General features: G+C 44.2%; 32 protein-coding genes. 5 read left to right on the top strand and 27 right to left on the bottom strand.

Annotated features, from left to right (window positions below; translation table 11 throughout):
- Window positions 1-108 precede the first annotated feature (108 nt).
- Entirely contained in the window at window positions 109-540 is a 432-nt protein-coding gene (locus AC0OMA_RS11775; RefSeq protein ID WP_003223931.1) for a peptidylprolyl isomerase, read from the bottom strand.
- A gap of 255 nt (window positions 541-795) precedes the next feature.
- On the opposite strand from AC0OMA_RS11775, the gene AC0OMA_RS11780 reads away from it, so the two are divergent.
- Window positions 796-1,668 carry a DUF1002 domain-containing protein gene (locus tag AC0OMA_RS11780; RefSeq protein WP_014480169.1) on the top strand — a complete coding sequence of 291 codons (873 nt, stop codon included), beginning with the start codon at window positions 796-798 and terminating at the stop codon, window positions 1,666-1,668.
- A gap of 29 nt (window positions 1,669-1,697) precedes the next feature.
- Here the strand turns inward: AC0OMA_RS11780 and lysA are convergent, their stop codons facing one another.
- From lysA to ansA, 23 genes are all read right to left on the bottom strand, one after another.
- On the bottom strand, window positions 1,698-3,017 hold the full coding sequence (gene lysA / locus AC0OMA_RS11785; RefSeq protein WP_181219923.1) for a diaminopimelate decarboxylase: 1,320 nt from the start codon (window positions 3,015-3,017) through the stop codon (window positions 1,698-1,700).
- A gap of 105 nt (window positions 3,018-3,122) precedes the next feature.
- A complete protein-coding gene (spoVAF, locus tag AC0OMA_RS11790; RefSeq protein ID WP_003230471.1) occupies window positions 3,123-4,604 on the bottom strand; it encodes a spore germination protein SpoVAF in 1,482 nt (493 codons plus the stop codon).
- The gene (gene spoVAEA, locus AC0OMA_RS11795; protein ID WP_003230469.1) at window positions 4,555-5,166 is read right to left on the bottom strand and encodes a stage V sporulation protein SpoVABEA; all 612 of its coding nucleotides are present in this window, start codon (window positions 5,164-5,166) and stop codon (window positions 4,555-4,557) included. The genes spoVAF and spoVAEA overlap by 50 nt, the downstream gene beginning before the upstream one ends.
- A 7-nt stretch (window positions 5,167-5,173) precedes the next feature.
- A complete protein-coding gene (gene spoVAE / locus AC0OMA_RS11800; protein WP_003230467.1) occupies window positions 5,174-5,524 on the bottom strand; it encodes a stage V sporulation protein AE in 351 nt (116 codons plus the stop codon).
- A gap of 1 nt (window position 5,525) precedes the next feature.
- On the bottom strand, window positions 5,526-6,542 hold the full coding sequence (gene spoVAD, locus AC0OMA_RS11805) for a stage V sporulation protein AD (RefSeq protein ID WP_003230465.1): 1,017 nt from the start codon (window positions 6,540-6,542) through the stop codon (window positions 5,526-5,528).
- 12 nt (window positions 6,543-6,554) lie between these two features.
- A complete protein-coding gene (gene spoVAC, locus AC0OMA_RS11810; protein WP_003223947.1) occupies window positions 6,555-7,007 on the bottom strand; it encodes a stage V sporulation protein AC in 453 nt (150 codons plus the stop codon).
- Window positions 7,008-7,019: 12 nt separating this feature from the next.
- Entirely contained in the window at window positions 7,020-7,445 is a 426-nt protein-coding gene (spoVAB, locus tag AC0OMA_RS11815; protein ID WP_003230463.1) for a stage V sporulation protein SpoVAB, read from the bottom strand.
- Window positions 7,435-8,055: a stage V sporulation protein SpoVAA gene (gene spoVAA / locus AC0OMA_RS11820; protein ID WP_015714205.1), complete on the bottom strand. Its 621-nt coding sequence runs from the start codon at window positions 8,053-8,055 to the stop codon at window positions 7,435-7,437. The genes spoVAB and spoVAA overlap by 11 nt, the downstream gene beginning before the upstream one ends.
- A gap of 126 nt (window positions 8,056-8,181) precedes the next feature.
- Window positions 8,182-8,949, bottom strand: coding sequence for an RNA polymerase sporulation sigma factor SigF (gene sigF, locus AC0OMA_RS11825; protein ID WP_474222128.1), 768 nt, complete (start codon window positions 8,947-8,949; stop codon window positions 8,182-8,184).
- A gap of 11 nt (window positions 8,950-8,960) precedes the next feature.
- Window positions 8,961-9,401 (bottom strand): anti-sigma F factor, encoded by a 441-nt coding sequence (spoIIAB, locus tag AC0OMA_RS11830; protein ID WP_014477237.1) that lies wholly within the window; start codon window positions 9,399-9,401, stop codon window positions 8,961-8,963.
- Window positions 9,398-9,751, bottom strand: a complete 354-nt coding sequence (gene spoIIAA, locus AC0OMA_RS11835) for an anti-sigma F factor antagonist (RefSeq protein ID WP_004398633.1) — start codon at window positions 9,749-9,751, stop codon at window positions 9,398-9,400. The genes spoIIAB and spoIIAA overlap by 4 nt, the downstream gene beginning before the upstream one ends.
- Window positions 9,752-9,846: 95 nt before the next feature.
- On the bottom strand, window positions 9,847-11,016 hold the full coding sequence (dacF, locus tag AC0OMA_RS11840; protein WP_038829775.1) for a D-alanyl-D-alanine carboxypeptidase DacF: 1,170 nt from the start codon (window positions 11,014-11,016) through the stop codon (window positions 9,847-9,849).
- A gap of 154 nt (window positions 11,017-11,170) precedes the next feature.
- The gene (locus AC0OMA_RS11845) at window positions 11,171-11,986 is read right to left on the bottom strand and encodes a purine nucleoside phosphorylase I, inosine and guanosine-specific (protein ID WP_003230447.1); all 816 of its coding nucleotides are present in this window, start codon (window positions 11,984-11,986) and stop codon (window positions 11,171-11,173) included.
- Window positions 11,987-11,998: 12 nt separating this feature from the next.
- Window positions 11,999-13,183 (bottom strand): phosphopentomutase, encoded by a 1,185-nt coding sequence (deoB, locus tag AC0OMA_RS11850; protein WP_106073527.1) that lies wholly within the window; start codon window positions 13,181-13,183, stop codon window positions 11,999-12,001.
- A 160-nt stretch (window positions 13,184-13,343) separates the two neighbouring features.
- On the bottom strand, window positions 13,344-14,234 hold the full coding sequence (gene xerD / locus AC0OMA_RS11855) for a site-specific tyrosine recombinase XerD (protein ID WP_100506328.1): 891 nt from the start codon (window positions 14,232-14,234) through the stop codon (window positions 13,344-13,346).
- Window positions 14,235-14,241: 7 nt separating this feature from the next.
- On the bottom strand, window positions 14,242-14,469 hold the full coding sequence (locus AC0OMA_RS11860; RefSeq protein ID WP_003230440.1) for a YqzK family protein: 228 nt from the start codon (window positions 14,467-14,469) through the stop codon (window positions 14,242-14,244).
- A 123-nt stretch (window positions 14,470-14,592) separates the two neighbouring features.
- Entirely contained in the window at window positions 14,593-15,042 is a 450-nt protein-coding gene (fur, locus tag AC0OMA_RS11865) for a ferric iron uptake transcriptional regulator (protein WP_003223972.1), read from the bottom strand.
- Window positions 15,043-15,154: 112 nt separating this feature from the next.
- A complete protein-coding gene (spoIIM, locus tag AC0OMA_RS11870; protein WP_004398593.1) occupies window positions 15,155-15,799 on the bottom strand; it encodes a stage II sporulation protein M in 645 nt (214 codons plus the stop codon).
- Window positions 15,800-15,899: 100 nt separating this feature from the next.
- Window positions 15,900-16,115: a hypothetical protein gene (locus tag AC0OMA_RS11875; RefSeq protein WP_181219698.1), complete on the bottom strand. Its 216-nt coding sequence runs from the start codon at window positions 16,113-16,115 to the stop codon at window positions 15,900-15,902.
- 99 nt (window positions 16,116-16,214) lie between these two features.
- Window positions 16,215-17,534, bottom strand: coding sequence for an NAD-dependent malic enzyme (locus tag AC0OMA_RS11880; protein WP_474222129.1), 1,320 nt, complete (start codon window positions 17,532-17,534; stop codon window positions 16,215-16,217).
- 17 nt (window positions 17,535-17,551) lie between these two features.
- Window positions 17,552-18,958: a malate-H+/Na+-lactate antiporter MleN gene (gene mleN, locus AC0OMA_RS11885; protein WP_014480178.1), complete on the bottom strand. Its 1,407-nt coding sequence runs from the start codon at window positions 18,956-18,958 to the stop codon at window positions 17,552-17,554.
- Window positions 18,959-19,098: 140 nt separating this feature from the next.
- Window positions 19,099-20,526: an aspartate ammonia-lyase gene (gene aspA / locus AC0OMA_RS11890; RefSeq protein ID WP_047182834.1), complete on the bottom strand. Its 1,428-nt coding sequence runs from the start codon at window positions 20,524-20,526 to the stop codon at window positions 19,099-19,101.
- A 44-nt stretch (window positions 20,527-20,570) separates the two neighbouring features.
- Window positions 20,571-21,560 (bottom strand): asparaginase, encoded by a 990-nt coding sequence (gene ansA / locus AC0OMA_RS11895; protein WP_474222130.1) that lies wholly within the window; start codon window positions 21,558-21,560, stop codon window positions 20,571-20,573.
- Between the two features lie 181 nt (window positions 21,561-21,741).
- On the opposite strand from ansA, the gene ansR reads away from it, so the two are divergent.
- A complete protein-coding gene (ansR, locus tag AC0OMA_RS11900) occupies window positions 21,742-22,092 on the top strand; it encodes an HTH-type transcriptional regulator AnsR (RefSeq protein ID WP_004399024.1) in 351 nt (116 codons plus the stop codon).
- 8 nt (window positions 22,093-22,100) lie between these two features.
- Here ansR and AC0OMA_RS11905 read toward each other — a convergent pair whose 3' ends face one another.
- Together AC0OMA_RS11905 and nudF are read right to left on the bottom strand one after the other, a co-directional pair.
- Window positions 22,101-23,264 (bottom strand): TIGR00375 family protein, encoded by a 1,164-nt coding sequence (locus AC0OMA_RS11905; protein WP_251217693.1) that lies wholly within the window; start codon window positions 23,262-23,264, stop codon window positions 22,101-22,103.
- Window positions 23,261-23,818 (bottom strand): ADP-ribose pyrophosphatase, encoded by a 558-nt coding sequence (gene nudF, locus AC0OMA_RS11910; RefSeq protein WP_474222131.1) that lies wholly within the window; start codon window positions 23,816-23,818, stop codon window positions 23,261-23,263. The genes AC0OMA_RS11905 and nudF overlap by 4 nt, the downstream gene beginning before the upstream one ends.
- A gap of 74 nt (window positions 23,819-23,892) precedes the next feature.
- Between nudF and mciZ the strand changes: the two genes are divergently transcribed.
- Together mciZ and AC0OMA_RS11920 are read left to right on the top strand one after the other, a co-directional pair.
- Entirely contained in the window at window positions 23,893-24,015 is a 123-nt protein-coding gene (gene mciZ / locus AC0OMA_RS11915) for a Z-ring formation inhibitor MciZ (RefSeq protein ID WP_003230420.1), read from the top strand.
- 62 nt (window positions 24,016-24,077) lie between these two features.
- Window positions 24,078-24,998, top strand: a complete 921-nt coding sequence (locus AC0OMA_RS11920) for an aldo/keto reductase (protein ID WP_015384021.1) — start codon at window positions 24,078-24,080, stop codon at window positions 24,996-24,998.
- Window positions 24,999-25,029: 31 nt separating this feature from the next.
- Here the strand turns inward: AC0OMA_RS11920 and AC0OMA_RS11925 are convergent, their stop codons facing one another.
- Window positions 25,030-25,254, bottom strand: a complete 225-nt coding sequence (locus AC0OMA_RS11925; protein ID WP_003230416.1) for a YqkE family protein — start codon at window positions 25,252-25,254, stop codon at window positions 25,030-25,032.
- A 160-nt stretch (window positions 25,255-25,414) separates the two neighbouring features.
- Between AC0OMA_RS11925 and AC0OMA_RS11930 the strand changes: the two genes are divergently transcribed.
- Window positions 25,415-26,332, top strand: coding sequence for an alpha/beta hydrolase (locus AC0OMA_RS11930; protein WP_015483406.1), 918 nt, complete (start codon window positions 25,415-25,417; stop codon window positions 26,330-26,332).
- The last annotated feature ends 14 nt before the right edge of the window (window positions 26,333-26,346 follow it).

The following is a 26,346-nucleotide window of genomic DNA, read 5'->3' on the forward strand; positions in this document are numbered from 1 at the left end:
TTAAAAACCCGGTTTACCAACCGCCATCAGCATTCGGCGGTTTTTTATTGAACATTTTTGGCCAATAAAAAAAGCTTCCTCTTTAAGAGGAAGCCTTTTGCCTGCCGATTAGCCTTCTACGCGAACTTCTTTCATGACATCGCCGTTAGACATGTTTTTCGCGAATTCTAATCCGCTTGTTACTTTACCGAATACAGTGTGAACCCCGTTCAAATGAGGCTGTGGCTCATGAACGATGAAAAATTGGCTGCCGCCAGTGTCTTTTCCGGCATGTGCCATAGAAAGTGCGCCCGCCTCATGTGTATGCGGGTTTCCTTCTGTTTCACATTTGATTGTGTATCCCGGGCCGCCAGTACCAGTTCCGTGCGGGCATCCGCCTTGGCTGACGAAGCCAGGGATCACTCGGTGGAATGTAAGCCCGTCATAAAAGCCTTCGTTCGCAAGCTTTTCAAAGTTTGCAACAGTTCCAGGTGCAGCTTCAGGATAAAGTTCAAATTCAATTTTGTTCCCGTCTTCTAATAAAAAGTAACCTGTTTTCAATTGTATGCCTACTTTCTTTATTTTAATTTTCAAAGGAGATTATGTATGATAGGTTATAGCCTGTCTCTCCTTGTCGCGGCTATTATACCACACCTTTCGGGGGAAAACGAATCTCCCGGCTTTACTAAAAAATAAAAATGAAACCTGAATCTCTTTATCTCCGTCTAACCTAACGGAACTGTATTTTTCATGATTCAGGTCCTCACAAAGCAGCACTATCCAGCTGCTTGTGAAATTGAAGGAGGTCAAACTGCTTTGAAGAAAATTTGGATTGGAATGCTGGCAGCGGCCGTTTTGCTGCTGACGGTTCCGAAGGTCAGTCTCGCGGATGCCGCAGTTGGAGATGTCATTGTAACACTTGGTGCTGATTTGTCAGAATCCGACAAACAAAAAGTGCTTGATGAAATGAATGTCCCTGATAATGCCACAACGGTAACCGTGACCAATAAGGAAGAACATGAATATTTAGGAAAATATATATCGAACGCACAAATCGGATCGAGAGCGATTTCTTCATCCTCAATCACCATTGCCAAAAAAGGCTCCGGATTGAATGTTGAGACCCATAATATCAGCGGCATCACGGATGAAATGTACCTGAATGCACTGATGACAGCCGGTGTTAAAGATGCGAAGGTGTATGTTACAGCACCGTTTGAAGTATCCGGGACTGCGGCTTTAACTGGATTGATAAAGGCGTATGAAGTTTCTTCTGACGAAGCGATCTCGGAGGATGTTAAGCAGGTCGCCAACCAAGAGCTTGTCACGACATCAGAGCTTGGAGACAAAATCGGTAACGAAAATGCGGCAGCCCTGATTGCAAAAATCAAAGAAGAGTTTGCTAAAAACGGGGTGCCTGATAATAAAGCTGACATCGAAAAACAAGTTGACGACGCAGCTTCTGATTTAAACGTCACACTTACAGACAGCCAAAAGAATCAGCTTGTCTCCCTATTCAATAAGATGAAAAACGCTGACATTGACTGGGGACAGGTCAGTGACCAGCTAGATAAAGCGAAAGATAAGATTACGAAATTCATAGAATCAGATGAAGGCAAAAACTTCATCCAGAAAGTCATTGATTTCTTCGTATCTATCTGGAATGCGATTGTATCTATATTCAAATAGGAAAAGCGCCGAAAAATCGGCGCTTTCTTTTATTGCTTTACACCCGTTTTAAATGGCAGATCAAGTTTTACAATATCTTCGTATGTTTCTCGCTTCACGACTAAATGAGCCTCACCGTTTTCGACAAATACAACGGCGGGTCTCGGAATACGGTTATAATTGTTGGCCATGCTGTATCCATAAGCGCCTGTACAAAAAACGGCAAGAAGATCGCCTTCTTTTACTTCCGGCAGATCAATATCCCAAATCAGCATATCTCCGCTTTCACAGCACTTTCCGGCAATTGATACCGTTTTGTCATGCGCTTCTCCGATCCTGTTGGCTGCCGCAGCTTCATATTTAGCTTGGTAAAGCGCAGGTCGAATATTGTCGTTCATGCCTCCGTCTACAGCCACATATTGGCGGACACCCGGCACTTCTTTTTGAGAGCCAACCGTATAAAGAGTTGTGCCTGCGTCTCCCACGAGAGAACGGCCCGGTTCGATCCAAATTTCCGGGATGTCAAAACCGTAACGGGAAGCATTTTCTTTCACAGCTTCGATAATTTTTTCAACGTATTCAGTGGCATGAAGCGGTTCATCATCTTCCGTATAACGAATGCCGAAACCTCCTCCAAGATTCAACACCTTGGATACAAATGAATATGAATCTCTCCACTCGTCTAGTTTTTTGAAGATTTTTTCCGCCGCTAACACAAAACCGGCCGTATCAAAAATTTGCGAGCCGATATGGCAATGGACACCCAGCAGCTGAATGTGTTTCGATTGTAATACTTGTTCAATGGCCCGTTCAGTTTGTCCGTTATGAAGATCGAAACCAAACTTTGAATCTTCCTGGCCCGTTGTAATGTAGTCATGCGTATGCGCTTCTACTCCGGGCGTGATCCGAAGAAGAACATCGATGGAGTGACCCGTTTCTTTACATAGGTCTTCAAGAAGCGCAATTTCATAGAAATTATCCACCACAATGCAGCCGATGCGGTGCTCAAGCGCCATGCGCAGTTCTTCCCTGCTCTTATTGTTCCCATGAAAGTGAATGCGTTCCGCCGGAAAGCCTGCCGCAACAGCCGTATATAGCTCTCCTCCGGATACGACATCTAAAGAAAGTCCCTCTTCCTCAGCGAGCTGAATCATTGCGACTGATGAGAATGCTTTGCTCGCATATGCCACCTGTGCTTTTAGCCCTGCAGAAATAAACGCCTGCTTAAAGCTTTTAGCACGCTCACGTATTAAAGCCACATCATATACGTAAAGAGGTGTACCATATTTCTCCGCTAAATAGAGAGCATCCACACCTCCGATTTCTAAATGACCATGTTGATTTTGTCTGCTTGTGCCGTGTAAGAACAATGTCATTCCCTCTTTCTCCGCTTATGGATGAAAGGACAGTTTTATGGACTGTCCCTTCATAATTAAGACATACATTATCATACTCTTCAGTCAGTTTCAATGCGATTATGAATTGGTAGGCTGCCTTAAGCGATTTTTGGGGTGAACGATACTGGGTCTTACTTTTGCGCCAGGTTTCGCTGTGCGGACAAGAACCTGCCACAGCGCCTTTCCGTTAAAAGGAATCAATGGCCATAAGTACGGTGTCTGAAGGGATTTGATGCTTGCCATGGCAATAATTAGCACTGTAAACCCGATGACGAGCCCTTTTATATGAAATAAGGCAACGAGTATCATGAGGACAAGACGGCTCATTTTGTTTGCCAAGCTTAATTCATAACTAGGCGTCGTAAAGGTTCCAATCGCCGCAAGTGAGACGTACAGAATCACCTCAGGAGAAAAAAGGCCGACTTCAATCGCAATCTGCCCGATCAGAACAGCGGCAATTAAACCCATTGCTGTCGATAAAGCCGTCGGGGTGTGAATGGCAGCCATTCTGAGAAACTCGATTCCTAAGTCAGCTAAAAATATCTGCAGGATGATCGGGATATGCGTATCTTTATTTAAACCAATAAATTTCATGTTGTCCGGGAGCAGATCAGGCTGAAGCACAAAGAGAAACCAGATCGGAAGAAATAAAGTAGAAGCAAGAATACCGAAAAATCTTACCCATCTTAAAAAGGTCCCGACTGAAGGCGCCTGCCTATATTCTTCAGCATGCTGTACATGGTGAAATAAAGTCGTCGGGGTAATGATTACACTCGGCGATGTGTCCACTATAATGATAACATGGCCTTCTAGAACATGATTTGCGGCCACATCCGGTCTTTCTGTATAGCGCACGAGCGGAAAAGGATTATAGCTTTGATTCACAATGAATTCCTCGACAGTTTTGTCTGCCATTGTTAATCCATCGACATCAATGGATGCAATTTCTTTTTCTACGATCTCAACCAGATCCGGATCAGCTATATCTTCTATATAACAAATGCTTAAATCCGTCTTTGACCGCTCACCAACTTTAGTCATCTTGACTCGAAGGCGTTCGTCTCTGATCCGCCTTCTGAGAAGGGCCGTATTGACGACGATATTTTCAACAAATCCGTCTCTGGCTCCCCTGACTACCTTTTCCGTATCAGGTTCTTCCGGGTTTCTGCCCGGATAGCTTCTGACGTCAATTATAAATGCGAAGCCTGCACCTTCAACAATGACCGCGACGAGCCCGGACAGCACTTGGTCGGTGGTTTCATCCAAGGTTTTTACTTTTTCGACCTGGGCGTTAAGCAGCCTGTTTTCGACGATGTCGACCAGCTCATCAGGGTCTTCTTTCCGATTGTTAATGGCAACAAGCTCTCTCATTAAATGAATAATATAGGCTGTATCGCATAATCCATTTAGATAGTAAAGCTGGATCTCTTTATCTAAAATCGTGAGCTTGCGAACACCTACATCATAGCTCGTCCCCATCCCGACACGGTTTTTGAAATACTCTTCATTTTTAGCTGGATTCCGATAAACCCGAATTTTCTCTTCCTTGTGGTCCGGCATGATACCCGCTCCTTTCTAAAATAAACTCGACCGCTTTCATGGTGATTGGCGACCCTTTTGAGATATCGTCTTTTCTGCCCATTTTGCCGATATCCCCGATACCGACAATAAGCGGGAGATCAAGTTTATCAAGGCAATAGACTGTATCTCCACTCATTCTGTGGTCATCAAATTCTCTTTCCCCGACTTTATCGACGCCGTATTCAGTTATTTCTCCATTGCGGTCAATGCTTACATCGACCCTGGTCCATTCAGCCTGATGTGTTTTTGACGCGACCGCAATCACACCGAGCACTTCAATAGACGGATGGGTTGCGACATAGGTTAGAGCGGCTTCTCCCGGACCCTCTCCTTGAAGGCCGGAGTCGTCAAACATGACAAATACAGGATCATACGGTGCTGAGGCGATCAGCTTGACAAGCTCGGCGCCGCTGCGGGTGGAAGGATTCCCTTTTGATTGTGAAATACATCGACCTCCCACTTTGCTTGCGGCGTATTCAATTGTTTTAGCGGCATAAACATCCCCGTCTGTTACCAGTATGACCTTGCGTTTTGTCGTCATGTCGGCATTATCCTTTCGGTTTGAAAATAACAGCTACGATAAAGGCGAAGAGAATAGCGGCTGAGATACCGGCCGAGGTCAGCTCAAAAATCCCCATGCCGATTCCGATAAATCCGTGTATATGCGCCTGATGCATGGCACCGTGCAGAAGACTGTGACCGAAGCTGACGATCGGAACGGTGGCGCCTCCTCCGGCAAATTCAATAAATTTATCGTAAATGCCGAAACCATCTAATATTGCGCCGATTACAACAAATGATGTCATGACATGAGCTGGCGTCAATTTAAAAATATCCAAGAGCAGCTGGCCGACGATACAAATGGCCCCGCCGCAGACAAAAGCCAAAAGGTAGTCCATGTTAAGATGCACCTCCTGCACGCTCAAATACAACCCCGTGGGCGATAGTCGGGATGGTTTCTTTTTGCTGGATCATCGTCGGGCTTAATAGCGCCCCGGTCGCCACGACAAATACACGGTTTAATTTTCCTTCTCTCAGCTGCTTAAAAATATGAGAGTAGGTGACAACCGCTGAACAAGCACAGCCGCTCCCCCCGGCAAAGACCTGCTGATCCGGAGTGTAAATCAGAAGCCCGCAATCATCATGCTTTGTGCCGACTGGATATCCATCTTCTTTTAAAATGTCTTTTACGATTGGAGAACCGACGCCTGACAGGTCACCTGTCAGGATTAGATCATAGTCATCCGCTGTCCGGTTGAGATCTTTAAAGTGCTGCTTAATCGTATCAGCTGCAGCCGGAGCCATAGCCGATCCCATATCAAAAGGATCTGTAATTCCTAAATCAGAAACCTTTCCGACAGTCGCACTTGTGATTTGGATATCACCCGGTGTCTGACTGATGACAACTGCACCGCTTCCGGTTACAGTGGAGGTAGCAGTGTCCGGTTTTTGCCCTCCGTATTCTGTCGGATAGCGAAACTGTCTTTCCGCAGTTGCATTGTGACTGCTAGTGGCAGCGAGTGCCCTTTTGGCAAACCCGCCATCAACTAAGGCTGATGCGACAGCCACTGTTTCCATTGATGTTGAACAGGCGCCAAACATACAAAGAAATGGAATTTTCAAGTGTCTTGCCACATAGTTAGCCGTCACGTTTTGGTTCAGCAAGTCGCCTGCCAGCAATAGGTCAATATCATCTTTTGTCAGATTGTTTTTTTGAAGCGCAACATTAACAGCGTCTTCCATCAGCTGCCGTTCCGCCATTTCCCAGCTTTTTTGATTACAATGCATTTCGTCATAGGTTTTATCAAATAAAGAGCCGAGCGGTCCGTCTTTTTCCTTTGGTCCTGCTGCCGTTCCCGCTGAGTTGACAAATATGGGATGTTCAAATACCCAGGTTTGCTTTCCTGTTAATTTCATTTTCTTCTCCTCCTATGACATCAGTTTCTCAAAAGCAAACCGAATCATTCCAACGATGTATGCAGCTACAACTCCGAAAACAATAACATTTCCTGCCAGTTTAAACATATTTGTCGCTACTCCAAGCACTAATCCTTCGCTTTTATATTCAAGAGCCGCGCTTGCCATACTGTTGGCAAAACCTGTGACAGGTACGGCTGAACCTGCTCCTGCGAATTGTCCGATTCTGTCATAGATGCCGAACCCTGTAAGCAGGGCAGAAATTAGTATCAGCGTTGCAGCTGTTGGATTCCCCGCAGTTTTTTCATTGAAATCAAAAAAATGGATATAAAAATTTTGCAGACCTTGCCCAATTGCACAAATCAGCCCGCCCACTAAAAAGGCTTTTACACAGTTCCAGACGTAAGGCGGCTTAGGCTGATATGTTTTCACTTTTGATTTGTAATTTTCTTTTATGTTTGTCATCTTGAAACCTCCTTATGAATGGTCAATAAAGTACAGCCAGTGAAATAAAGATCCCGCGATTTTCCCAATCACGATGGCCATTAATAAAATAATGATTTTACTTCTGAGCCCGATTCGTTTCGCCAAAATCGGCAGGACATTTAAAACCTCTGTAAGAGCAGCCGCTAGCATCCCGACGAACAAACCTGCCAGAAGCCCGACCGGCACAGCTATCCATTTTGTTAGATAAAGATGATTCATATGAAGCGTCTCCCATCCCCCGCAAACCGCGCCAAGAATAACAGCCGCTTCATAAGCCTGAACAAATCTCATTGTTTTGGTGAGCTGCATCAGCCTCGGAATGATTCCCATTACAGTTAAAAAAGCAACGAAACCCGCCCCCACCGTTATGCCTCCGCCGAGCCCGACAAAAATAATGAACAATACACTAACGATCATGCAGATCCTTTATGGTTTCTTGATTCTCATGCATGGCCACATATTGATCGAGATCAAGCTGATAGTTAAACATCTCAACCTCCAGCGGGCTGGGCTCTTCATTTAGGCGCTTTTTAAATATGTGGTTAAAAAACACAATCATCCCCAATCCCAAACCGATGCTGTATGGGATTTGAAGCAAATATGGATAGTCATTCCTCTCTCCGGTTATGATTTCATATAGTGCGATATGAACATCTCTCATGCTTACATCCTCATGAAAGTTCATGATGGCAAGACACGATCCAATAAACAGAAGCAGCCAGACACCGATAAATAGAACCGTTGATAAATTTCGCTTTCGATACTGAATTTCAACAATGGTTTCTGCTCCGCCTACGGTTTGAACATCAAGTGTCGGATCTTGTAAATGAATGGCTCTGAGGACTTGTATGATATCCAGAATTACGATATTTTTATCTTTTTCGCTCACCTGATAAAGCGGCATAGCCGAAAGTTTCTTTTTCAGCTGAAGCTGCCCTTCTATTTGTGCGGCATCTCCAACGGTAATAATATCCCCTGGATGTGCCAGCACCCGGTGGCGAAGCCGGATAAATATTCGTCGTTCCATCATTGATCACCATCTTTCGGTGGTTATATATGTAGTATGTGGTTCGATTTTGTTCTCATTCATCCGCTCGAAAAGACCATAAATTACCACGCTTTTGCACACAAAAAAGCTAGCCTGCACTGCAGACTAGCCATCCGTATGATCCATTTGAACCTTGATCTGTTTTAATATTTTCTTTTCAAGCCTGGAAACCTGAACCTGAGAGATCCCGAGCCGCTCAGCCACCTCGGACTGTGTCTGGTCTTTATAATATCTGAGATAGACGATTAGTTTTTCCCTTTCCTCCAAATCGCTGATTGCTTCTTTCAGCGCAATTTTGTCAAACCATTTTTCTTCTGAGTTGTCAGCGATTTGATCAAGCAGGGTAATCGGATCTCCGTCATTTTCATAAACGGTTTCGTGAATCGAAGATGGAGCCCTTACCGCCTCTTGGGCCAGTACAACATCCTCAGCTTCAATCTCCAAATGGTCAGCGATCTCCTGCACCGTCGGCACTCTGCCCAGTGTTTTCGAAAGCTCATCCTTCGCCCGCCGGATTTTGTTTCCGAGCTCTTTTAATGACCTTGATACTTTTACGGTTCCGTCATCACGGATAAACCGCTGGATTTCTCCGATAATCATCGGCACTGCATACGTTGAAAAACGCACATCATAGGTTAAATCAAATTTGTCAACAGATTTTAACAGCCCGATGCAGCCGATCTGGAAGAGATCGTCAGGCTCATATCCTCTGTTTAAAAACCGCTGTACGACAGACCAAACAAGACGCATGTTTTTTTCTATGAGGAGGTCTCTTGCCTGCTGGTCGCCATTTTGGCTTTGTTTGATTAATTCCTTTACTACATGATCCTTCAGCTGAGCGTTTTTGCCGTTTTTCTTAACCTCCACATCCATAACAAATCTCCTTAATTACAAAGCGCTTTGCTTTTTGATAAGTGCTTTGTTAAGCGAATCGTTGTTCCCATTTCAGGCGATGAATCGATACTGACATCATCCATGAAATTTTCCATAATGGTAAAGCCCATTCCAGAGCGCTCAAGCTCAGGCTTAGTCGTAAATAGAGGCTGACGGGCTTCTTCAAGATCTGTAATGCCTAAGCCTTCATCACGAATAGTCATATATACGACATGATCTTCCAGCGTCACTGAAATGTAAACTTTCCCTTCACAGTTCTCTTCATATCCATGGATAATCGCATTCGTGACAGCCTCTGACACGACTGTTTTGATTTCAGTCAGTTCATCCATTGTCGGGTCCAGCTGAGCTATAAATGAAGCAACTGTCACACGGGCGAACGATTCATTCTGACTGAGGGCAGAAAACTCAATGTGCATTTCATTTTTCATGATGCCACCCCCAGTGTCAGGAGCGCCTGCTGTTCAGATTGTTCAAATCGGATAATTTTAAACAGACCCGACATATCAAACAATCGCTTCACCGCAGGAGAGATAGCGCAAACGACCATTTCCCCGCCAATTTGCTTAATTTGCTTGTATCTTCCTAAAATAACGCCAAGCCCCGAGCTGTCCATAAAGGAAAGGTCCTCCAAGTTCAGCACGATATGGCGAATATCATCCTTCTCCAATGATTGAGTCACTTTTTGCTTCAGGGTTTCAGCCGTATGGTGATCGAGTTCGCCTGTTAATCGAATACAAAGCACAGATTCTTTGACATTCATGTCAATTCCAAGGCTCATGCTCATTCCTCCTTGATATGATCGGATAATGAGTGTTTCGATTTCGACGGAATGAATTCCTTCACCGTGACAAAACTAGTGGTCATTCGGCATAATTACTTAAATTTTGTCCAGTCTCCCATCGTCCGCTTCAAGAATGTGATAAACCCGGCTTTCTTCATATCTTCTTTTGCAGCAACAGGACTTTCAGCGAGTACTTCTCCATCCTTTTTCAGAACAAGAGTGCCAAGCTCTTGGCCTTTTTGAATCGGAGCACTAATATTGTCCTTCATCTTGATTTCTTTTTTCACATCGTTCATATCCTCGCCTTTTTTCGTCAATATTGAAATCGGCTCAGATGTAGTGAGTTCGATCAATTTTTGTTTCCCTTTTTTGACCTTTACTTTTGCTACTGTTTCATTTCGTTTATATAAAGGATGCGTTTCATACTGGCTAAAGGCGAAGTCAAGCATTTTTGTCACTTGCGCGTTTCTTTCTTTAGGCGTGCTCGCTCCGAATACAACCGCTATGGCCCGCATGTTTCCTTTTTTAGCCGAAGCAGTCAGACAATATTTCGCTTCGCCTGTATAGCCTGTTTTTACGCCGTCTACACCAGGATAAAATTTGATAAGGCGATTTGTATTCACAAGCCAAAACTTTTTATCTGTATTTTCACGCAGATAATCTTCGTACGTGCCGGTAAACTTCGTAATTGATTCGTATTTCAATAACTCCTTAGCCATGATTGCCATATCATAAGCAGAGCTGTAGTGTCCTTCCTCGGTCAGTCCTGTTGGGTTTTTAAAGGATGTATTTTTCAATCCCAGCTCTTTTGCTTTTTTGTTCATTTTCTTCACAAATTCTTCTTCAGAGCCGGAAATAAATTCAGCCATGGCGACGGAAGCGTCATTTCCCGAAGCGATTGCGATGCCTTTCAGCATTTCTTTGACAGTCATTTCTTCGCCGGGCTCAAGGAATATCTGTGAGCCGCCCATTGACGCCGCATGCTCGCTTGTACGGACCTTATCACTCATTTTGATTTTGCCTTTATCTAAAGCTTCCATAATCAAAAGCATCGTCATAATTTTCGTCATGCTTGCAGGCGCCAGTCTCTCATTGCTGTTCTTGTTGTAAAGCACTTTTCCCGTGTCACGTTCTATCAGCACCGCAGACTTCGCTTCATGAGCAAGCTCCGATGTACGTTTTCCGTCTTGTTTTGCAAATGCAGACGGTGCAAATGTAAGCAGCATTATACCAATCAACAAAGTGGATAAAAGACGTTTCATCTCAAAAGCCCTCCATTTCATAATCCTTTTTATTTTTTCCAAGCGGGATGGTTTTATACGCCACTGATGGAAAATGTTTCGAATTTTAGGCATAAAAAAAGACAGCTGTGTGATATCAGACACAGCTGTCTTTTGATCCTGCATTGATTCATATTTATTCGTACTGAGCGACGATCGCTTTAACAAGCTTCAAGAATCCAGCTTTTACTTTTTCGGTCACTTCCATAACTTCATCGTGACTTAAAGGCTGATCCAGAATTCCGGCTGCCGCGTTAGAGATGCAGGAAATGCCAAGAACCCGCATTCCCGCATGATTCGCCACAATGACTTCCGGAACAGTAGACATGCCGACAGCATCAGAGCCCATCGTTCTTAAGAAACGGACTTCTGCCGGTGTTTCGTAAGAAGGTCCTGTCACAGCAGTGTACACGCCTTTTTGAATTGGGATATTAAGGTCTTTCGCAATCTTTTCAGCCAGGCTGGATAGATCTTTGTCATAGGCTGAAGACATATCTGGAAATCTGGCGCCGAAATCAGCTTCGTTTGGCCCGATTAACGGGTTTGTTCCCATAAAGTTGATATGATCGGTAATAATCATTAAGTCTCCCGCACGGAATTCAGTGTTGACACCGCCTGCGGCATTTGTCACGATCAACGCTTCCACACCGAGCGCTTTCATCACGCGTACAGGGAATGTGACTTTCTCCATTGAATAGCCTTCATAAAAATGAAAGCGGCCCTGCATTGCAATGACGGAAACTCCTTCAAGAGTGCCAAGCACAAGCTGTCCGGCATGCCCTTCAACAGTAGATACCGGGAATTCAGGTATGTCTTCATATTTCAGCTTGACCGGATTTTCGATTTCGTCCGCCAAAATGCCAAGACCTGAGCCTAAAATAAGGCCGATCTTCGGAGATTCCGGCAGGTTTTGTTTAATAAAAGCGGCTGCTCGTTCAATTCTGTCCTTCAAGAAACAGTCCCCCTATTGTAATAAAGATAAAAAGCTTTTCCCGTATTTCGGTTTATTCGTTTGGAAATTATCAGCGATCGTTGCGCCGATATCAGCAAATGTATCAGCAAGCGGCAGCATTTGCGCTTTCTTATGTTTTTTGCTGTAGGCGAGAATCGGCACATACTCGCGTGTATGGTCAGTCCCATGATGAATCGGATCATTGCCGTGGTCGGCTGTAATAATTAACAGATCGTCTTCTCTCATTTTTTCAAACACTTCCGGAAGCCGCGCATCAAATTCTTCAAGCGCGCGTCCGTAGCCTTCAGGGTCACGGCGGTGTCCGAATAACGCGTCAAAATCAACAAGGTTCGCAAAGCTCAGACCCGTAAAGTCTTCTCCCAGCGTATCGATCACCTTGTCCATTCCGTCCATATTAGAAACCGTTCTGCGTGAAGAAGTAATGCCTTCTCCGTCGTAAATATCAGAGATTTTACCGATTGAAATCACATCTAAGCCGCTGTCTTTCAATTCATTCATGACAGTACGGTCAAACGGCTTCAGCGCATAATCATGGCGGTTTGGCGTCCGTTTGAATTGACCCGGCTCTCCGACGAACGGCCGTGCAATAATGCGGCCAACCATATATTTCGGATCAAGCGTCAGCTCTCTCGCCGTTTCGCAAATGCGATACAGCTCCTCAAGCGGCACAACCTCTTCGTGAGCGGCAATTTGAAGAACAGAGTCAGCAGACGTGTAAACAATTAAAGCCCCTGTCTCCATGTGCTCCTGGCCAAGCTCATCCAAAATCGCTGTGCCGGAAGCCGGCTTGTTTCCAATAATTTTGCGGCCAGATCTCTTTTCCAGCTCTTGAAGCAATTCATCAGGAAAGCCTTCCGGGAACACTTTAAACGGTTTATCGATGTATAAACCCATAATCTCCCAATGGCCGGTCATCGTATCTTTGCCGTTTGACGCTTCTTGCATTTTTCCATAATACGCAAGCGGATGTTCTGTTTTTTCTACACCTTTGATATCTTCGATAAGACCAAGGCCGAGCTTTGCCATATTCGGCATATGTAATCCGTTCATATGCTCGGCAATATGACCGAGCGTATTAGCGCCTTCGTCATTAAAGTCAGCAGCATCCGGCGCTTCGCCGATTCCGACTGAGTCCATCACAATTAAAAACACACGATTATATTTGTATGCAGGCATCTTGAAAGCCTCCTTTTTTTCTATACGTCTATTGTATCGCTAAGAGGTCTGACAACTCAAGTATAAACCGTTTTCATTCCCGTTGACAATGTATTTGAAAATAATGAGAAACTTCAATATTTTCTGTCGATCTAAACAAAAAAGCCGCAGCCACCTGCGGCTATGCTCGCGGATGAAACTGCTTGTACACATCCTTCAGCCTTGTTTTCGTCACATGCGTATAAATTTGCGTCGTGGATATATCCGCATGACCGAGCATTTCCTGCACCGCTCTTAAATCTGCCCCGTTCTCAAGCAGATGCGTCGCAAAGGAATGCCTGAGCGTATGCGGAGTCAGCTCTTTCTTAATGCCGGCTTCCAACGCGATTTTTTTCAGGTTCTTCCAAAATCCCTGGCGGCTGATCTGTTTGCCGTGATGATTTAAAAAGAGGGCGTCAGATACATTGTTCTTTAACAGTTTTCCCCTGGCTTTTGTCATATATTCCTCAATGGCGGAAGCGGCGGCTTCACCAATTGGCACAATCCGTTCTTTTCTTCCTTTGCCGAAGCATCGGATAAACCCCATAGATAAATGAACATCTGCCGTTTTCAACTCAATCATTTCACTGACTCGTATGCCTGTCGCATAAAGCAGCTCCAGCATTGCTTTATCCCGATAGCCGAATGGGCTCGTCAGCTTAGGCGTGTCCAATAATCGCTCGACTTCATTGAGTGCAAGCACCTTTGGAAGCGCCCGTTCCGTCTTTTGTGTTTCGATATGAACGGAAGGGTCCTTATCCGTTGCTTTTTCCCTGAGCAGAAATTGATGAAAAGAGCGAATGGATGCCAAATGCCGCGCCGATGTCTTGCCGGATTTCCCCGAGTCCTTCAAATGCTTTAAGTATTGGATAATATGTATGCGGTTAACGTGATTCCAATCCGTAACATGAAGGGTTTCTGTTAAGTAGAGAGAATAGCTTTTCAAGTCACGTTCATAGGATACGATCGTATTTTGAGAGAGCCCTCTCTCTACCATGACGTAGTGGATGAAATCCTTTATTTGATCTTTCACTCTTGATCTACTCCCCGTTTTGGTAAAAAAAGATCAACCGGTCGAACCATCCGCCTTTTTCATCCTGATCCATTTCAACAACTTTTACAGCGGAGCCTTCCGGTTTATCATACCGATGATAGTTTTCATACTCTTGATTCACCCATATCATAGCATAATAGAACAAAGCGGTAAAACCGGTAAACAGGATGAAAACTTTCAATGCATCGACAGCTGTTTTCAGGAATCTTCCCATGTCCTAATCGATCCTTTCCTATGGTTCCAGTTATATAAACCATATGCCAAATCAGAAAGGTTTTATACATAGAAACAGCAAAAAACCCTTTCCCCATGAGAAAAGGTTCGCGCTCGGCACCGTCTATTCAGTTTCTTTTCCGTTACAGCGGTGGCAAATGCCGTGAAACGTCAATCTATGATCTTTAATCTTAAATTTCCAATCACGTTCAATGATTTCTTCCACGTCTTCAAGCAAATCTTCTTCAATTTCATCAACGGCTCCGCACTCCATGCACACCAAGTGGTGATGAAAGTGAGCTGCGCCCTCTTTCCGAAGGTCGTAACGGGACACACCGTCTCCAAAGTTAATTTTATCTACGACTTTTAATTCAGTTAATAATTCAAGCGTACGGTATACTGTAGCGAGACCGATCTCAGGAGATTTCTCTTTTACGAGGAGGTATACATCTTCTGCGCTTAAATGGTCTTCTTCGTTTTCAAGCAGCACTCTTACTGTCGCTTCACGCTGTGGCGTAAGTTTATAGCTGGATGAGTGCAGTTGTTTCTTAATTCGATCAATACGGTTTTCCATGTCTTTCCCTCCTACGCCGCATTCCATGACTCATTATAACAAAATACGCGCAGAGTTCCAACTATAATTATTATAAACTGATAAATAAAACGGTTTTCTTTTAATAATAATTTTAAAAAAGTCTAGATGTAAGCTTTTCCATTAAAACAGGAGATAAGTATGCTTCAAAGAGAGATGAGATCAGCGCTAAAAACAGAATGACCAGCAGCACAAAGGCATACCGCCCGAACCATTGAATTGGCGCGTCATGCAGGCTTCGTTTCACGAACAGCTGTCTGATTAACTTTAAAGAAAACGCAATTGCACATGTGCCCATAATGAGATAAGCCGGAATCAGCAGCACATTTTGCGGCAAAACGGAGACAAATGATAGGAAAAACCCGCTTACTCCCATCTGATTGACTAGGAACCCGACAGTAAAGCCGACGACGATCCCTTTCAGAAAGATCATAATAAAAATAATCGGCATCCCAATGACGGAAATTCCCAGTATCCACATCAGGCCTAAATACTTTGCATTATGAAAGATACTTTGCCCAAACATATCAGCTGAACTTGCCTGTTTTCCATCCGAAAGCTGTCCAAAAAATTGACTTAAGTAGTAGTATAAATCTTCTTTCTGGCTGATGGTCATACTGTTGACAATAATCGCCCCAAAGATGACACCCATGAAAAATAGCACTGACACAAATATATAAAGAGAGAGATGATCTTTGACATGCCTGAGAAACATGTCCTTATAAGAGATTTTTCGCATACCGTTTCCTCCCGCCCGCTCTAGTGATTTGATTTAATAGATTGTATGAAAGAAACAGAAAAACATGCCCTTTTTCAAAAAGAAACGATAGAGACGAATGCTAGGCGGCTTTTTGGGGCACAAAAAAATCCTTATCATCAACTGCTGTATGATCATAAGGATTCTTATGCTTCCGTTTATTCAAAATCTCTTTTTTGCTTTTGGTCATTCTTTCATGTGCGCTAAAAGATGGTGTGCTGCCTCTTGATAATAAGACGTCACGTCCGCCGTTTCTCAATCGATGCTCCCGCTTCTTTTTCGCTTGGCTTTTTGCCATGTGATCACTCCCTTTTTTATTTTCATAGTAATGATAACAAAATTGAACACTGATAAGAAAAAAACAGCACCTGCTATGACAGGTGCTGTTTAGCTACATTTATTTCACTGCTGTAAGAGCTGCATGCTCGACAGCTGCTGCTACCGCATGATGGACTTTTGAATCAAGCGGCTGAGGGACCACATCACCTTGTTTAGTGCAAGCTGCGATGGCCTCTGCTGCTGCGACAAGCATATCATGATTAATCTCCGTGCTTTTTGCGTTAAGCGCTCCTCTAAAAATCCCCGGAAAACCGAGTACATTATTAACAGAACGCCCGTCAGCTGCATATGCGGCGCCAGCCTGCAGTGCGGCCTCCGGCTCAATTTCCGGCTTCGGATTCGATAAAGCCAAAATCACTTGGCCAGAACGTACAAATGCCGGTTTTATTAAACCCGGAACGCCCGTTGTAGCAATGACAATATCACATGTTTCCATGAGCTCCTCAATACTGGAAACTGCCTGTCCGCCGTATTGTTCGAGACGGTTCATTGCTGACTCTGATTTGTCTGTTCCGTACACAGCATTCACACCATAAGCCATGAACATCCGGCAGATGGCCACGCCTGCTGCGCCAAGGCCGATTTGCCCCACTTTCGCTTCCTTCAGGTCAACCCCCGCACTCCTGCATGCCGAAATGGCAGCTGCCAGCGTCACTACAGCTGTACCATGCTGGTCATCGTGCATAACAGGAATGTTCAGCTCCTCTTTTAGGCGATCCTCGATTTCAAAACAATGCGGCGAACCGATATCCTCAAGAAGGATGCCGCTAAAGCCCGGAGAAATATGTTTTACTGTTTTGATGATTACTTCAGGATCACTCGTATCAAGCAGTATCGGAATGCCGCTAATACCCGCCAGCTGATCAAACAAAGCAGCCTTTCCTTCCATGACAGGCATGCCAGCCACAGAGCCGATATTTCCAAGGCCTAAAATTGCGGTTCCATCTGTTACAATTGCAACAGAATTGCTGATCGTTGTATAAATAGAAGCTTTTTCAGGTTCTTTTTCGATCAGTCGGCACACGTCTGCAACACCTGGTGTATAGACACGTCCCAGCTCTGCCAGTGAACGGATCGGCATTTTGCTTTTCATTTGAATTTTTCCGCCTTCATGTGCGGACAGGACTTCATCAGATACGGTGTGAAGCCTGATCCCTTCTCCGAGTGCCTGTACAGCCGCGATCACTTCCTGAAGCTGTTCTTCATTCTCCACTTGAACGGTAATATTCCGCATTGTGTAATTGGGTCCGACTTTTACCGTCTCCACTTCACCAATATCTCCGCCCAGAAGGCCGATTGCCGTAGCCACCCTTCCAAGATTTCCGGGAACCGAAGGCGTTTCGATCATCAGTGTCCGAATCATGTGTTTCGCTATCATTCAGTGATCCTCCCCTATTAGCCTAGTTTTTCGGCTTTAACTGTATTGTTTTTCGTATACCATATAAATTTTCCTGTATAACCATAGATAATTGCAAGACCTATTGCTACAAAACTGAGCCACATAAACGGCAGATAAGAGAAGGTAGAAACACCTAAAATACCAGCCATGTAAATCCCATTATCAGACCAAGGAACCATCCCCGAAGTCAATGTTCCCCCGACCTCTGAGTTACGTGATAACACTCTTCTGTCCAGATGTAAGCGATCATAGCTGTCTTCCATAATTTTCGGAGTCAAAATAAGGGATACATACATCGCACAGCCGAAGATGTTTGCTAAAAACGCTACGATCAGCGTAGATAATGTGACATTGCCGGCTGAAGTTAATTTCTTTTCAAACGTTGAAACAATGACTTTTAACACGCCGAGTTTCTCAAGCAGACCGCCAAAACCAAGGCCAAAGATAATGACGACAAGAGAATCAAGCATACCGACAATTCCACCGCGGTTTAACAAGCCGTTCAAAAATTCAACATCAGTTTTAATAGAGAAGCCGTTGTACGCAGTTGCAATCGCATGGGCAATATCCATTCCTTGGAAAACGACAGCCCAGATTGCACCGAGTAAAGCGCCAATTACGATAACCGGCATAGATGGCTTTTTCATCGCCAATAAGACTATGACGACAACTGCCGGGATCAGCATCCAAATATGAATGTCAAACGTGTTTTGCAAAGATGATTTTAAGAATTCAACTTTATCAAGATCGATATTTTTCCCGCCGTACATAAATCCAACAACTGTAAAGAGTATAGCTGTAATGACATAAGCAGGTATTGATAAATAAAGCATTGCTCTCACGTGAGCCAATACATCGACTTTTGATAGTGAAGAAGCTAGAACTGTACTGTCAGACAGCGGAGACAGCTTGTCCCCGAAATAAGCACCTGAAAGAATAGCTCCCGCTACAAGAGGAAGCGGAATGCCTAAACCCTCTCCAATTGCGATCATGGCAATGCCGGCAGTTCCGACTGTTCCCCATGACGTTCCTGTTGCCACAGACATAATGGAACAAATAATTAACGTTGCCAGTAAAAAGATACTTGGGTGAATAAATTCCAGTCCGTAATAAATCAAAGTCGGCACAACGCCTCCGGCAATCCATGTTCCGATGAGCGCACCAACTGAAACGAGAATCAGTACGGCTTCAAGGCCATTTGATATCCCATGTACAATCGCATTTTGCAAATCTTTATAAGAATAACCGAGTCTTATACCTAAAAGCATTGCAATAAACCATGAAACAAAAAGCGCCAGCTGTATCGGCAAGTCGAGAAAGACTGTAAACGATAGAACAAGTGCTAAAAATACTCCTAGTACAATAATAATTTCAAATAGTGTTGGCAATCTTACATCCTTCAAAAGAAGTCCCCCTTCATGTAAAAGCTAAAACGCTTTCAATATATAGTGCAACACGTATACTATACTTCCTCATCCCTATGTTGTAAACAGCTTATTCATCCGACTATTCGGAGATGAATAAGCTGCATTTTGCACAAATTTTATTTTTCTAATAGTTCTTTCCCTGCGATACCTGGTTTGGTCATCTCATATGGGTTTAAAATAATATCCAATTCTTCTTCAGTCAGCACATCATGCTGCAGACAAAGATCCCGGACAGATTGCCCTGTCATAATTGCTTCCCTGGCAATTCTAGCTGCCGCTTCATACCCAAGATGCGGATTGACTGCAGTGATCACTCCAGCGCTTTTTTCTACATATTGCTTCAACCGCTTTTCATTGGCTTCGATGCCTTTTAAGCAATGATCAGTGAACGAACGGAAGCCGTTGTTCATGATGCTGATGGATTGAAGCAAATTAAAGACAAGCACAGGCTCCATGACGTTCAACTCAAGCTGGCCGGCTTCTGAAGCAAGGCAGATTGTATTGTCGTTTCCGATAACCTGGAACGCAATTTGGTTGATCAGCTCCGCCATAACCGGATTGACTTTCCCCGGCATAATAGATGAACCCGGCTGACGTGCAGGCAGAGAAATTTCCGCAAGTCCGGCGCGCGGTCCCGACGCCATTAAGCGCAGGTCGTTTGCGATCTTCGACATGTTCATCATGCAGACTTTTAATGAAGCTGATACCTCTGTATAGGCATCTGTATTTTGTGTCGCATCAACAAGATGATCAGCGCCGACAAGAGGAAGCCCGCTAATATCAGCAAGGTGCTTTACTACCTGTTTGATATATTCAGGATCAGCGTTCAGCCCTGTACCAACAGCAGTTGCGCCCATGTTGACTTCATACAGGTGCTGGCGCGATTGCTTGATTCGTTTGATATCACGCTCGAGAACACGGCTGTAAGCTTCGAATTCCTGGCCAAGACGGATCGGAACCGCATCTTGAAGGTGTGTCCGGCCCATTTTAATAACAGAGTCAAACTCCTGTGCTTTTTGCTTAAACACACTATACATATCTTCCATTGTTTTCAGCAGTTTTTCTAAGAGCTTCAATGTTGAAATATGAATAGCAGTCGGGAACACGTCGTTCGTAGACTGTGACATGTTCACATGTGTGTTTGGACTTAAATGGATATAATCTCCCTTTTTATGTCCCATGATTTCAAGCGCCCGGTTTCCGATAACCTCATTCGCGTTCATGTTCATAGAAGTTCCGGCACCGCCCTGAATCGGATCGACGATAAACTGATCGTGCCACTTGCCTTCCAGAATCTCGTCAGCGGCTTGTACGATAGCTTGGCCAATTCCTTCATACAGCCGTTTCACGTCCATGTTGGCAAGAGCCGCGGCTTTTTTCACAATCGCCAGTGCGTTAATCATTTCCTCATGGATTTTGTATCCTGTGATCGGGAAATTTTCAGAAGCACGGAGCGTCTGAATTCCGTAATAAACATCTGCCTCAATTTGTTTTTCCCCAAGGAAGTCTTTTTCCACGCGATATTCTTTTTGGCCGTTTAACATAATCTTTAACCTTCTTTCTCTTTGCTGGTTATCGTTTTTACATTTTACAGGACAACGTCATCAGCTATCGGCGTTTCCATAATTCTCTTGACGACAGGAAGATCCGAAGACTGACCTAGCGCCCACATCAATTTTGGCACAATTGCTTCTGTGTTCATATTTCTTGATCGGATAATTAAGTCTTGGTTGACTCTGCGGCCAACTTCGTAAATGCTCATGTCTTCGCCTTCTTCAAGACATTGAGTCGTAATGACGACGACAATGCCGCTTTCGATCAGCTCATTTACTTTTGACAAAATGTCCCTGCCTTCAAACGGCACCCCTCCGCTGCCATAACTCTCAATGACAATCCCTTTATACAAGCTTTTAAGGGCATCAAACATTTCGGGCTTTAAGCCTGGATGCAGCTTCAGCAGACATACATCTGTGCATAGTGAAGTGTCAACTGTGAAGGTGTCGTTCTCAGGTTCCGTTACTTGTTTGTTGTATTCGATCCCGTCTTCATTGATAAAAGCGATATATGGGTAATTGATGCTTTCAAATGCGTCGTAGCTTTTCGTTCTTAATTTGATCGCACGCGTTCCCTGAATGACTCTGCCGTCAAATACAACATAAACGCCGCCCACGCCTTCACAGGCAAATCGAATGGCATCTGTAATATTTTTTTTAGCATCGGTTTTTTGGAACGTGATCGGAATCTGCGAGCCGGTGATGACAATCGGCTTTTTGGCATGCTGCAGCATATACGATAGTGCGGCAGATGTATAGGCCATTGTATCTGTACCGTGAGTAATAACAAACCCGTCATAGGCATCATAATTTTCCTTAACGGCTTCCGCTATTTCCACCCAGTATTCAGGCTGCATATTGGTGCTGTCTATATTCATAAGCGACTGAGTTTCCATTGTGTAATCGTTATCAAGTTTTGATACGTAACTTAATAATTCATCAGCCTTGACTCCGGAAGCCAGCCCATTTTCCCCTTCAACTGAAGCAATCGTTCCCCCAGTTGTCAACATCAATAATTTTTTCATACCATGCACCTCTTCACTGTATCTAAAGATGGGTTGCGAGAAGGTATTCGCTTTTCGCATACTTTTAATGCAATTATAGACACGGAAAATAAAATACGCAAGACATTATTATTCAATTCGCGTACACTTCCTAATACCTATATGATATAATCAGCTCAAGGTGAAAAAGGAGCGGAAGTTCATGAATCTAGATCGTTTAACTGAATTGAGAAAAAAGAAAAATTGGTCGCTTCAATATACAGCTGACCTTCTCGGTATCGCAAAAAGCACATATGCCGGCTACGAGTCAGGCTACCGACGGCCTTCACTTGAAGCGCTTGCCATGCTGGCTGACCTCTTTGACACAACCTGCGATGAACTTTTAGGCCGCGAGAAACAAAAGCAGACTGCTCCTCAGGCCATAGAATTGGCCACGTGGAGCAGCCTTGACTTTACCATTTCTGTTGATGGCCAGCCGCTGAGTGAAGATGAAATCATCCAGCTGATTACCTTTATACGCACAAAAAGAAAAGTACAGGAGGAACTGAGTTAATCATTAGCTCACGGTTTAATTTTACCGTAGGTTCCTCCTCCTCCGGCTTTCAATTCCAGTTTTCCGGATCTCGCTTTTACGATAAGCGCCGCGGTTTTCGGCGGGACAACGCGAGCCAAATCTTCTTCTGCAGCCTCGTGAAGAACAGCCATTTCTGTTCCGAAGGCTTTTTTTAGTTTGTCCAGCGTTTTCGGGCCTACACCCGGAACAAATTGCAGCGGGATCTGATGTACATATCGCGGACGCGGGACGCGAACTCCAAACTGATCACTCAATTCATGCAATCTTTCGCTGACTCCCTTGGTAAATCTGGCATTTCCGCAATTCGCGCACGCTGTTTCCCCGCTCACAGCAGGCTCTCCGCACGCTTCGCAAGCCGTCTGATAATATTTCCCCAATAACGGGTCCAAGCCGTAATTTGCGATAATTTTCCTGTCATCTTGTCCCTTTAATGCAAGAGCAAATTCAGTAAAATCAGCTGACTGCACATATAGTTCATTATATTCTCTGCCGATTTTCCCCAACGAATGCGCATCAGAATTTGTTAAAAAAGGATACGGATTCAATTCAGAAACGTGTGATGCCATGTCTGTATCACAGCTTAATCCAAGCTCCACCGCGTCTATCATAGATGGATCAAAAACCTCAGTTAAGCTTGATTTAACCCCTTTTCCATATAAGCTTTTATGCGGCGTAAAGATATGGGCGGGGATAAACAGGCCGCCCATTCCCTGCACTTTTTTTTGCAGGTTTAAGCCCGTTTCATAAATCCGCTGCGAGCTTAAATGAATATTTTTCAGCCGGGCTGACAGCCAGTTTGAAAACTGTTTCATATCAGCCAGCGTCGGCATAAATACGAGCACATGGATCGGTCCGCTGCAGGCTTCATCATAAATCTCCAGCTCACTCCCCAATAAAAGAGTCGTGCTGCGATAACGGATTCCTCCCCCGTCAAGCTCGCGATATTTTCCAGATGAAATGCCTTCCTCAAGCTCTAGAATGACTTCCGGAGAATGACAGTCGATAATGCCGAGGAGTTCAATTCCTTTATGTTCACTGGCTTCAACCAAAATTCTGTCCAGCGTTAATGTTTTGGCGCCTGTTATTTTGACAGCCCTTCCTGTAAAGGTCCGGCCGATATGAATGTGCAAATCCGCGTAAATCTTTTTCATTTTTGTGCTTGGAGCGCTTCTTTCAGCTGAAGATACTGAATCGCGTAGGCTGTTTTAGCATCGTATACTTCACGCGATTCAACCAGCTTTAGCGCATCTTCAAGCGTCACCTCCATCACTTCAACAAACTCGTCCTCATCAAGCTCCCGTTTTTCTTCAAGCACAGAAAGCTCCTCAGCAAGAAAAACGTGAACAATTTCATCTGCAAATCCGGGTGATGTATAAAACGCAGTTATTTTTGTCAGTCTTTTTGCTGTATAACCGGTTTCCTCTTCAAGTTCCCGAAGTGCCGTATACTCCGGCTCCTCACCTTTTTCAAGCTTACCGGCCGGAATTTCAACGATCGTCCGCTCAAGCGGCTTACGGAATTGTTTGACCATGATGATTTTCCCTTCATCTGTAACGGCTAGTACCGCTACAGCTCCAGGGTGTTTCACAATTTCACGTTTACTGGCTCTGCCGTTTGGCAGCTCTACATCCTCGACATAAAGATCAATGACTTTACCCGAAAAGATCTGTTCTTTGGCAATTGTTTTTTCTTCTAATGATTTCATTTCTTCATCTCCCGTTCTGTCTCTATATGATGCCCCATACATTTTATCATACTAGAGCAAAAGGGGGCTTCTTCGTGAAAGTGCACCGCATGCCAAAAGGTGTTGTCTTAGTCGGAAAAGCATGGGAAATTCGGGCGAAGTTAAAAGAGTATGGACGCACATTTCAATATGTGAAAGATTGGATCTCAAAGCCATAAAAGTTGAAACTTTAGCTCCTTTATATTACGGTCAATACAAAGCCTAAAAAAGGAGTGTGCACATGAAAAAGCGCAAATTGGGTACATCTGATTTAGACATTAGTGAAGTCGGACTCGGCTGTATGTCTCTTGGAACTGAAAAAAACAAAGCATTGTCCATTTTGGATGAAGCGATCGAGCTTGGCATCAACTATTTGGACACAGCGGATTTGTATGACCGAGGACGCAATGAAGAAATTGTCGGTGATGCGATCCAAAACAGACGCCAGGATATTATTCTGGCAACAAAAGCGGGAAACCGTTGGGATGACGGAAGCGAGGGCTGGTATTGGGACCCTTCAAAAGCTTACATAAAAGAGGCGGTAAAAAAGAGCCTTACACGGCTGAAAACAGATTATATCGACCTTTATCAGCTTCACGGCGGCACGATAGAGGACAACATTGATGAAACGATTGAAGCGTTTGAGGAATTAAAACAAGAAGGTGTCATCCGCTACTACGGCATTTCTTCCATCCGCCCGAATGTGATGAAAGAATATGTAAAAAAATCAAACATCGTCAGCATTATGATGCAATTCAGCCTGTTTGACAGACGCCCTGAGGAATGGCTCCCGCTTTTAGAGGAACATCAAATCAGCGTAGTCGCCAGAGGTCCTGTTGCCAAAGGGCTCTTAACTGAAAAACCGCTTGATCAAGCTTCAGACAGTATGAAACAAAACGGGTACTTGTCCTATTCATTCGAGGAACTGACAAATGCCCGCAAGGCAATGGAGGAAGTGGCTCCCGATCTTTCCATGACAGAAAAGTCGCTGCAGTATCTGCTAGCACAGCCGGCTGTCGCTTCAGTGATTACAGGCGCCAGTAAGATTGAGCAGTTACGGGAAAATATTCAGGCAGCAAATGCACGGCGTTTAACCGAAGAGGAAATCAAAGCGCTCCAATCTCATACGAAACAAGACATTTACAAAGCTCATCGCTCATAGCAGAAAAACCAGCACCTGTACGGGTGCTGGTTTATTTATATTGATGCCAATCCATTTGGCTTTCATTTAGGAGTTCTTCAAAGCTCTTATTTTTTTCGATCTCTTTTTTCTTTCTGATCTGTTCTGCTTTTTCTCTTTCCTGCCTCTTTTCATCCTCTTCCTTCAATTGGCTCTTCATCTCCATAAGCTTTGCTTTGATATCGGATTGAAGGCCGTCTTTTAGCTGGTGTTTGTCAGCGGATTTTTGTTTTTTCATTCAGACTTCCCCCATGTTTTGTTTTGAAGACAGTTTATCACGGAGCATATACACTGAACAAGCAGACTCTCTTCTGATTACTTTCTCAGCGAAGCAGTGTTTAGGTATAATGATTTTAAACACGAATTACCTATATTTAGTTGAAAGGTGCTGTGACTTGTTGAAGAAAATCTTTTTGGCCATTGGCGCTCTCGTAACAGCTGTCATCGCAATCGGAATTGTTTTTTCGAATATGATTCTATACATCAAGAAAAAAACGGATGAAGACATTATCAAAAGAGAGACAGACGACGGACATGATGTGTTTGAATCATTTGAACAAATGGAGAAAACCGCTTTTGTGATACCATCCGCTTACGGGTACGACATAAAAGGATACCATGTCGCACCGCATGACACACCAAATACCATCATCATCTGCCACGGGGTAACCATGAATGTGCTGAATTCTCTTAAGTATATGCATTTATTTCTTGGTCTCGGCTGGAATGTGCTCATTTATGACCATCGCCGGCATGGCCAAAGCGGCGGAAAGACGACCAGCTACGGGTTTTACGAAAAGGATGATCTCAATAAGGTTGTCAGCTGGCTCAAAAACAAAACAAATCATCGCGGATTGATCGGAATTCACGGTGAGTCGATGGGAGCTGTGACCGCCCTGCTTTATGCTGGTGCACACTGCAGCGATGGCGCTGATTTTTATATTGCCGATTGTCCGTTCGCATGTTTTGATGAACAGCTTGCCTACCGGCTGAGAGCGGAATACAGGCTCCCGTCTTGGCCCCTGCTTCCTATCGCCGACTTCTTTTTGAAGCTGAGAGGCGGCTATCGCGCACGTGAAGTATCTCCGCTTGCTGTCATTGATAAAATCGAAAAGCCGGTCCTCTTTATTCACAGTAAGGATGATGACTACATTCCTGTTTCTTCAACCAAGCGGCTTTATGAAAAGAAACGCGGGCCGAAAGCGCTGTACATTGCCGAGAACGGTGAACACGCCATGTCATATACCAAAAATCGGGATACGTACCGAAAAACAGTGCAGGAGTTTTTAGACAACATGAATGATTCAACAGAATAAAAAAGCGAAAGGCC

It is taken from the genome of Bacillus sp. AMCV2 (genome assembly GCF_056033925.1).

What these genes read in the sequence shown, in the direction of transcription:
- spoVAF (WP_003230471.1), bottom strand. Translation starts at nt 4,604, where the DNA reads ATGCCGGACCACAAGGAAGAGAAAATTCGGGTTTATCGGAATCCAGCT.
- spoVAEA (WP_003230469.1), bottom strand. Translation starts at nt 5,166, where the DNA reads ATGACGACAAAACGCAAGGTCATACTGGTAACAGACGGGGATGTTTAT.
- spoVAE (WP_003230467.1), bottom strand. Translation starts at nt 5,524, where the DNA reads ATGGACTACCTTTTGGCTTTTGTCTGCGGCGGGGCCATTTGTATCGTC.
- spoVAD (WP_003230465.1), bottom strand. Translation starts at nt 6,542, where the DNA reads ATGAAATTAACAGGAAAGCAAACCTGGGTATTTGAACATCCCATATTT.
- spoVAC (WP_003223947.1), bottom strand. Translation starts at nt 7,007, where the DNA reads ATGACAAACATAAAAGAAAATTACAAATCAAAAGTGAAAACATATCAG.
- spoVAB (WP_003230463.1), bottom strand. Translation starts at nt 7,445, where the DNA reads ATGATCGTTAGTGTATTGTTCATTATTTTTGTCGGGCTCGGCGGAGGC.
- spoVAA (WP_015714205.1), bottom strand. Translation starts at nt 8,055, where the DNA reads ATGGAACGACGAATATTTATCCGGCTTCGCCACCGGGTGCTGGCACAT.
- sigF (WP_474222128.1), bottom strand. Translation starts at nt 8,949, where the DNA reads ATGGATGTGGAGGTTAAGAAAAACGGCAAAAACGCTCAGCTGAAGGAT.
- spoIIAB (WP_014477237.1), bottom strand. Translation starts at nt 9,401, where the DNA reads ATGAAAAATGAAATGCACATTGAGTTTTCTGCCCTCAGTCAGAATGAA.
- spoIIAA (WP_004398633.1), bottom strand. Translation starts at nt 9,751, where the DNA reads ATGAGCCTTGGAATTGACATGAATGTCAAAGAATCTGTGCTTTGTATT.
- dacF (WP_038829775.1), bottom strand. Translation starts at nt 11,016, where the DNA reads ATGAAACGTCTTTTATCCACTTTGTTGATTGGTATAATGCTGCTTACA.
- deoB (WP_106073527.1), bottom strand. Translation starts at nt 13,183, where the DNA reads ATGCCTGCATACAAATATAATCGTGTGTTTTTAATTGTGATGGACTCA.
- AC0OMA_RS11860 (WP_003230440.1), bottom strand. Translation starts at nt 14,469, where the DNA reads ATGGGAAGATTCCTGAAAACAGCTGTCGATGCATTGAAAGTTTTCATC.
- fur (WP_003223972.1), bottom strand. Translation starts at nt 15,042, where the DNA reads ATGGAAAACCGTATTGATCGAATTAAGAAACAACTGCACTCATCCAGC.
- spoIIM (WP_004398593.1), bottom strand. Translation starts at nt 15,799, where the DNA reads ATGCGAAAAATCTCTTATAAGGACATGTTTCTCAGGCATGTCAAAGAT.
- AC0OMA_RS11875 (WP_181219698.1), bottom strand. Translation starts at nt 16,115, where the DNA reads ATGGCAAAAAGCCAAGCGAAAAAGAAGCGGGAGCATCGATTGAGAAAC.
- AC0OMA_RS11880 (WP_474222129.1), bottom strand. Translation starts at nt 17,534, where the DNA reads ATGATAGCGAAACACATGATTCGGACACTGATGATCGAAACGCCTTCG.
- aspA (WP_047182834.1), bottom strand. Translation starts at nt 20,526, where the DNA reads ATGTTAAACGGCCAAAAAGAATATCGCGTGGAAAAAGACTTCCTTGGG.
- ansA (WP_474222130.1), bottom strand. Translation starts at nt 21,560, where the DNA reads ATGAAAAAATTATTGATGTTGACAACTGGGGGAACGATTGCTTCAGTT.
- ansR (WP_004399024.1), top strand. Translation starts at nt 21,742, where the DNA reads ATGAATCTAGATCGTTTAACTGAATTGAGAAAAAAGAAAAATTGGTCG.
- AC0OMA_RS11905 (WP_251217693.1), bottom strand. Translation starts at nt 23,264, where the DNA reads ATGAAAAAGATTTACGCGGATTTGCACATTCATATCGGCCGGACCTTT.
- nudF (WP_474222131.1), bottom strand. Translation starts at nt 23,818, where the DNA reads ATGAAATCATTAGAAGAAAAAACAATTGCCAAAGAACAGATCTTTTCG.
- AC0OMA_RS11920 (WP_015384021.1), top strand. Translation starts at nt 24,078, where the DNA reads ATGAAAAAGCGCAAATTGGGTACATCTGATTTAGACATTAGTGAAGTC.
- AC0OMA_RS11925 (WP_003230416.1), bottom strand. Translation starts at nt 25,254, where the DNA reads ATGAAAAAACAAAAATCCGCTGACAAACACCAGCTAAAAGACGGCCTT.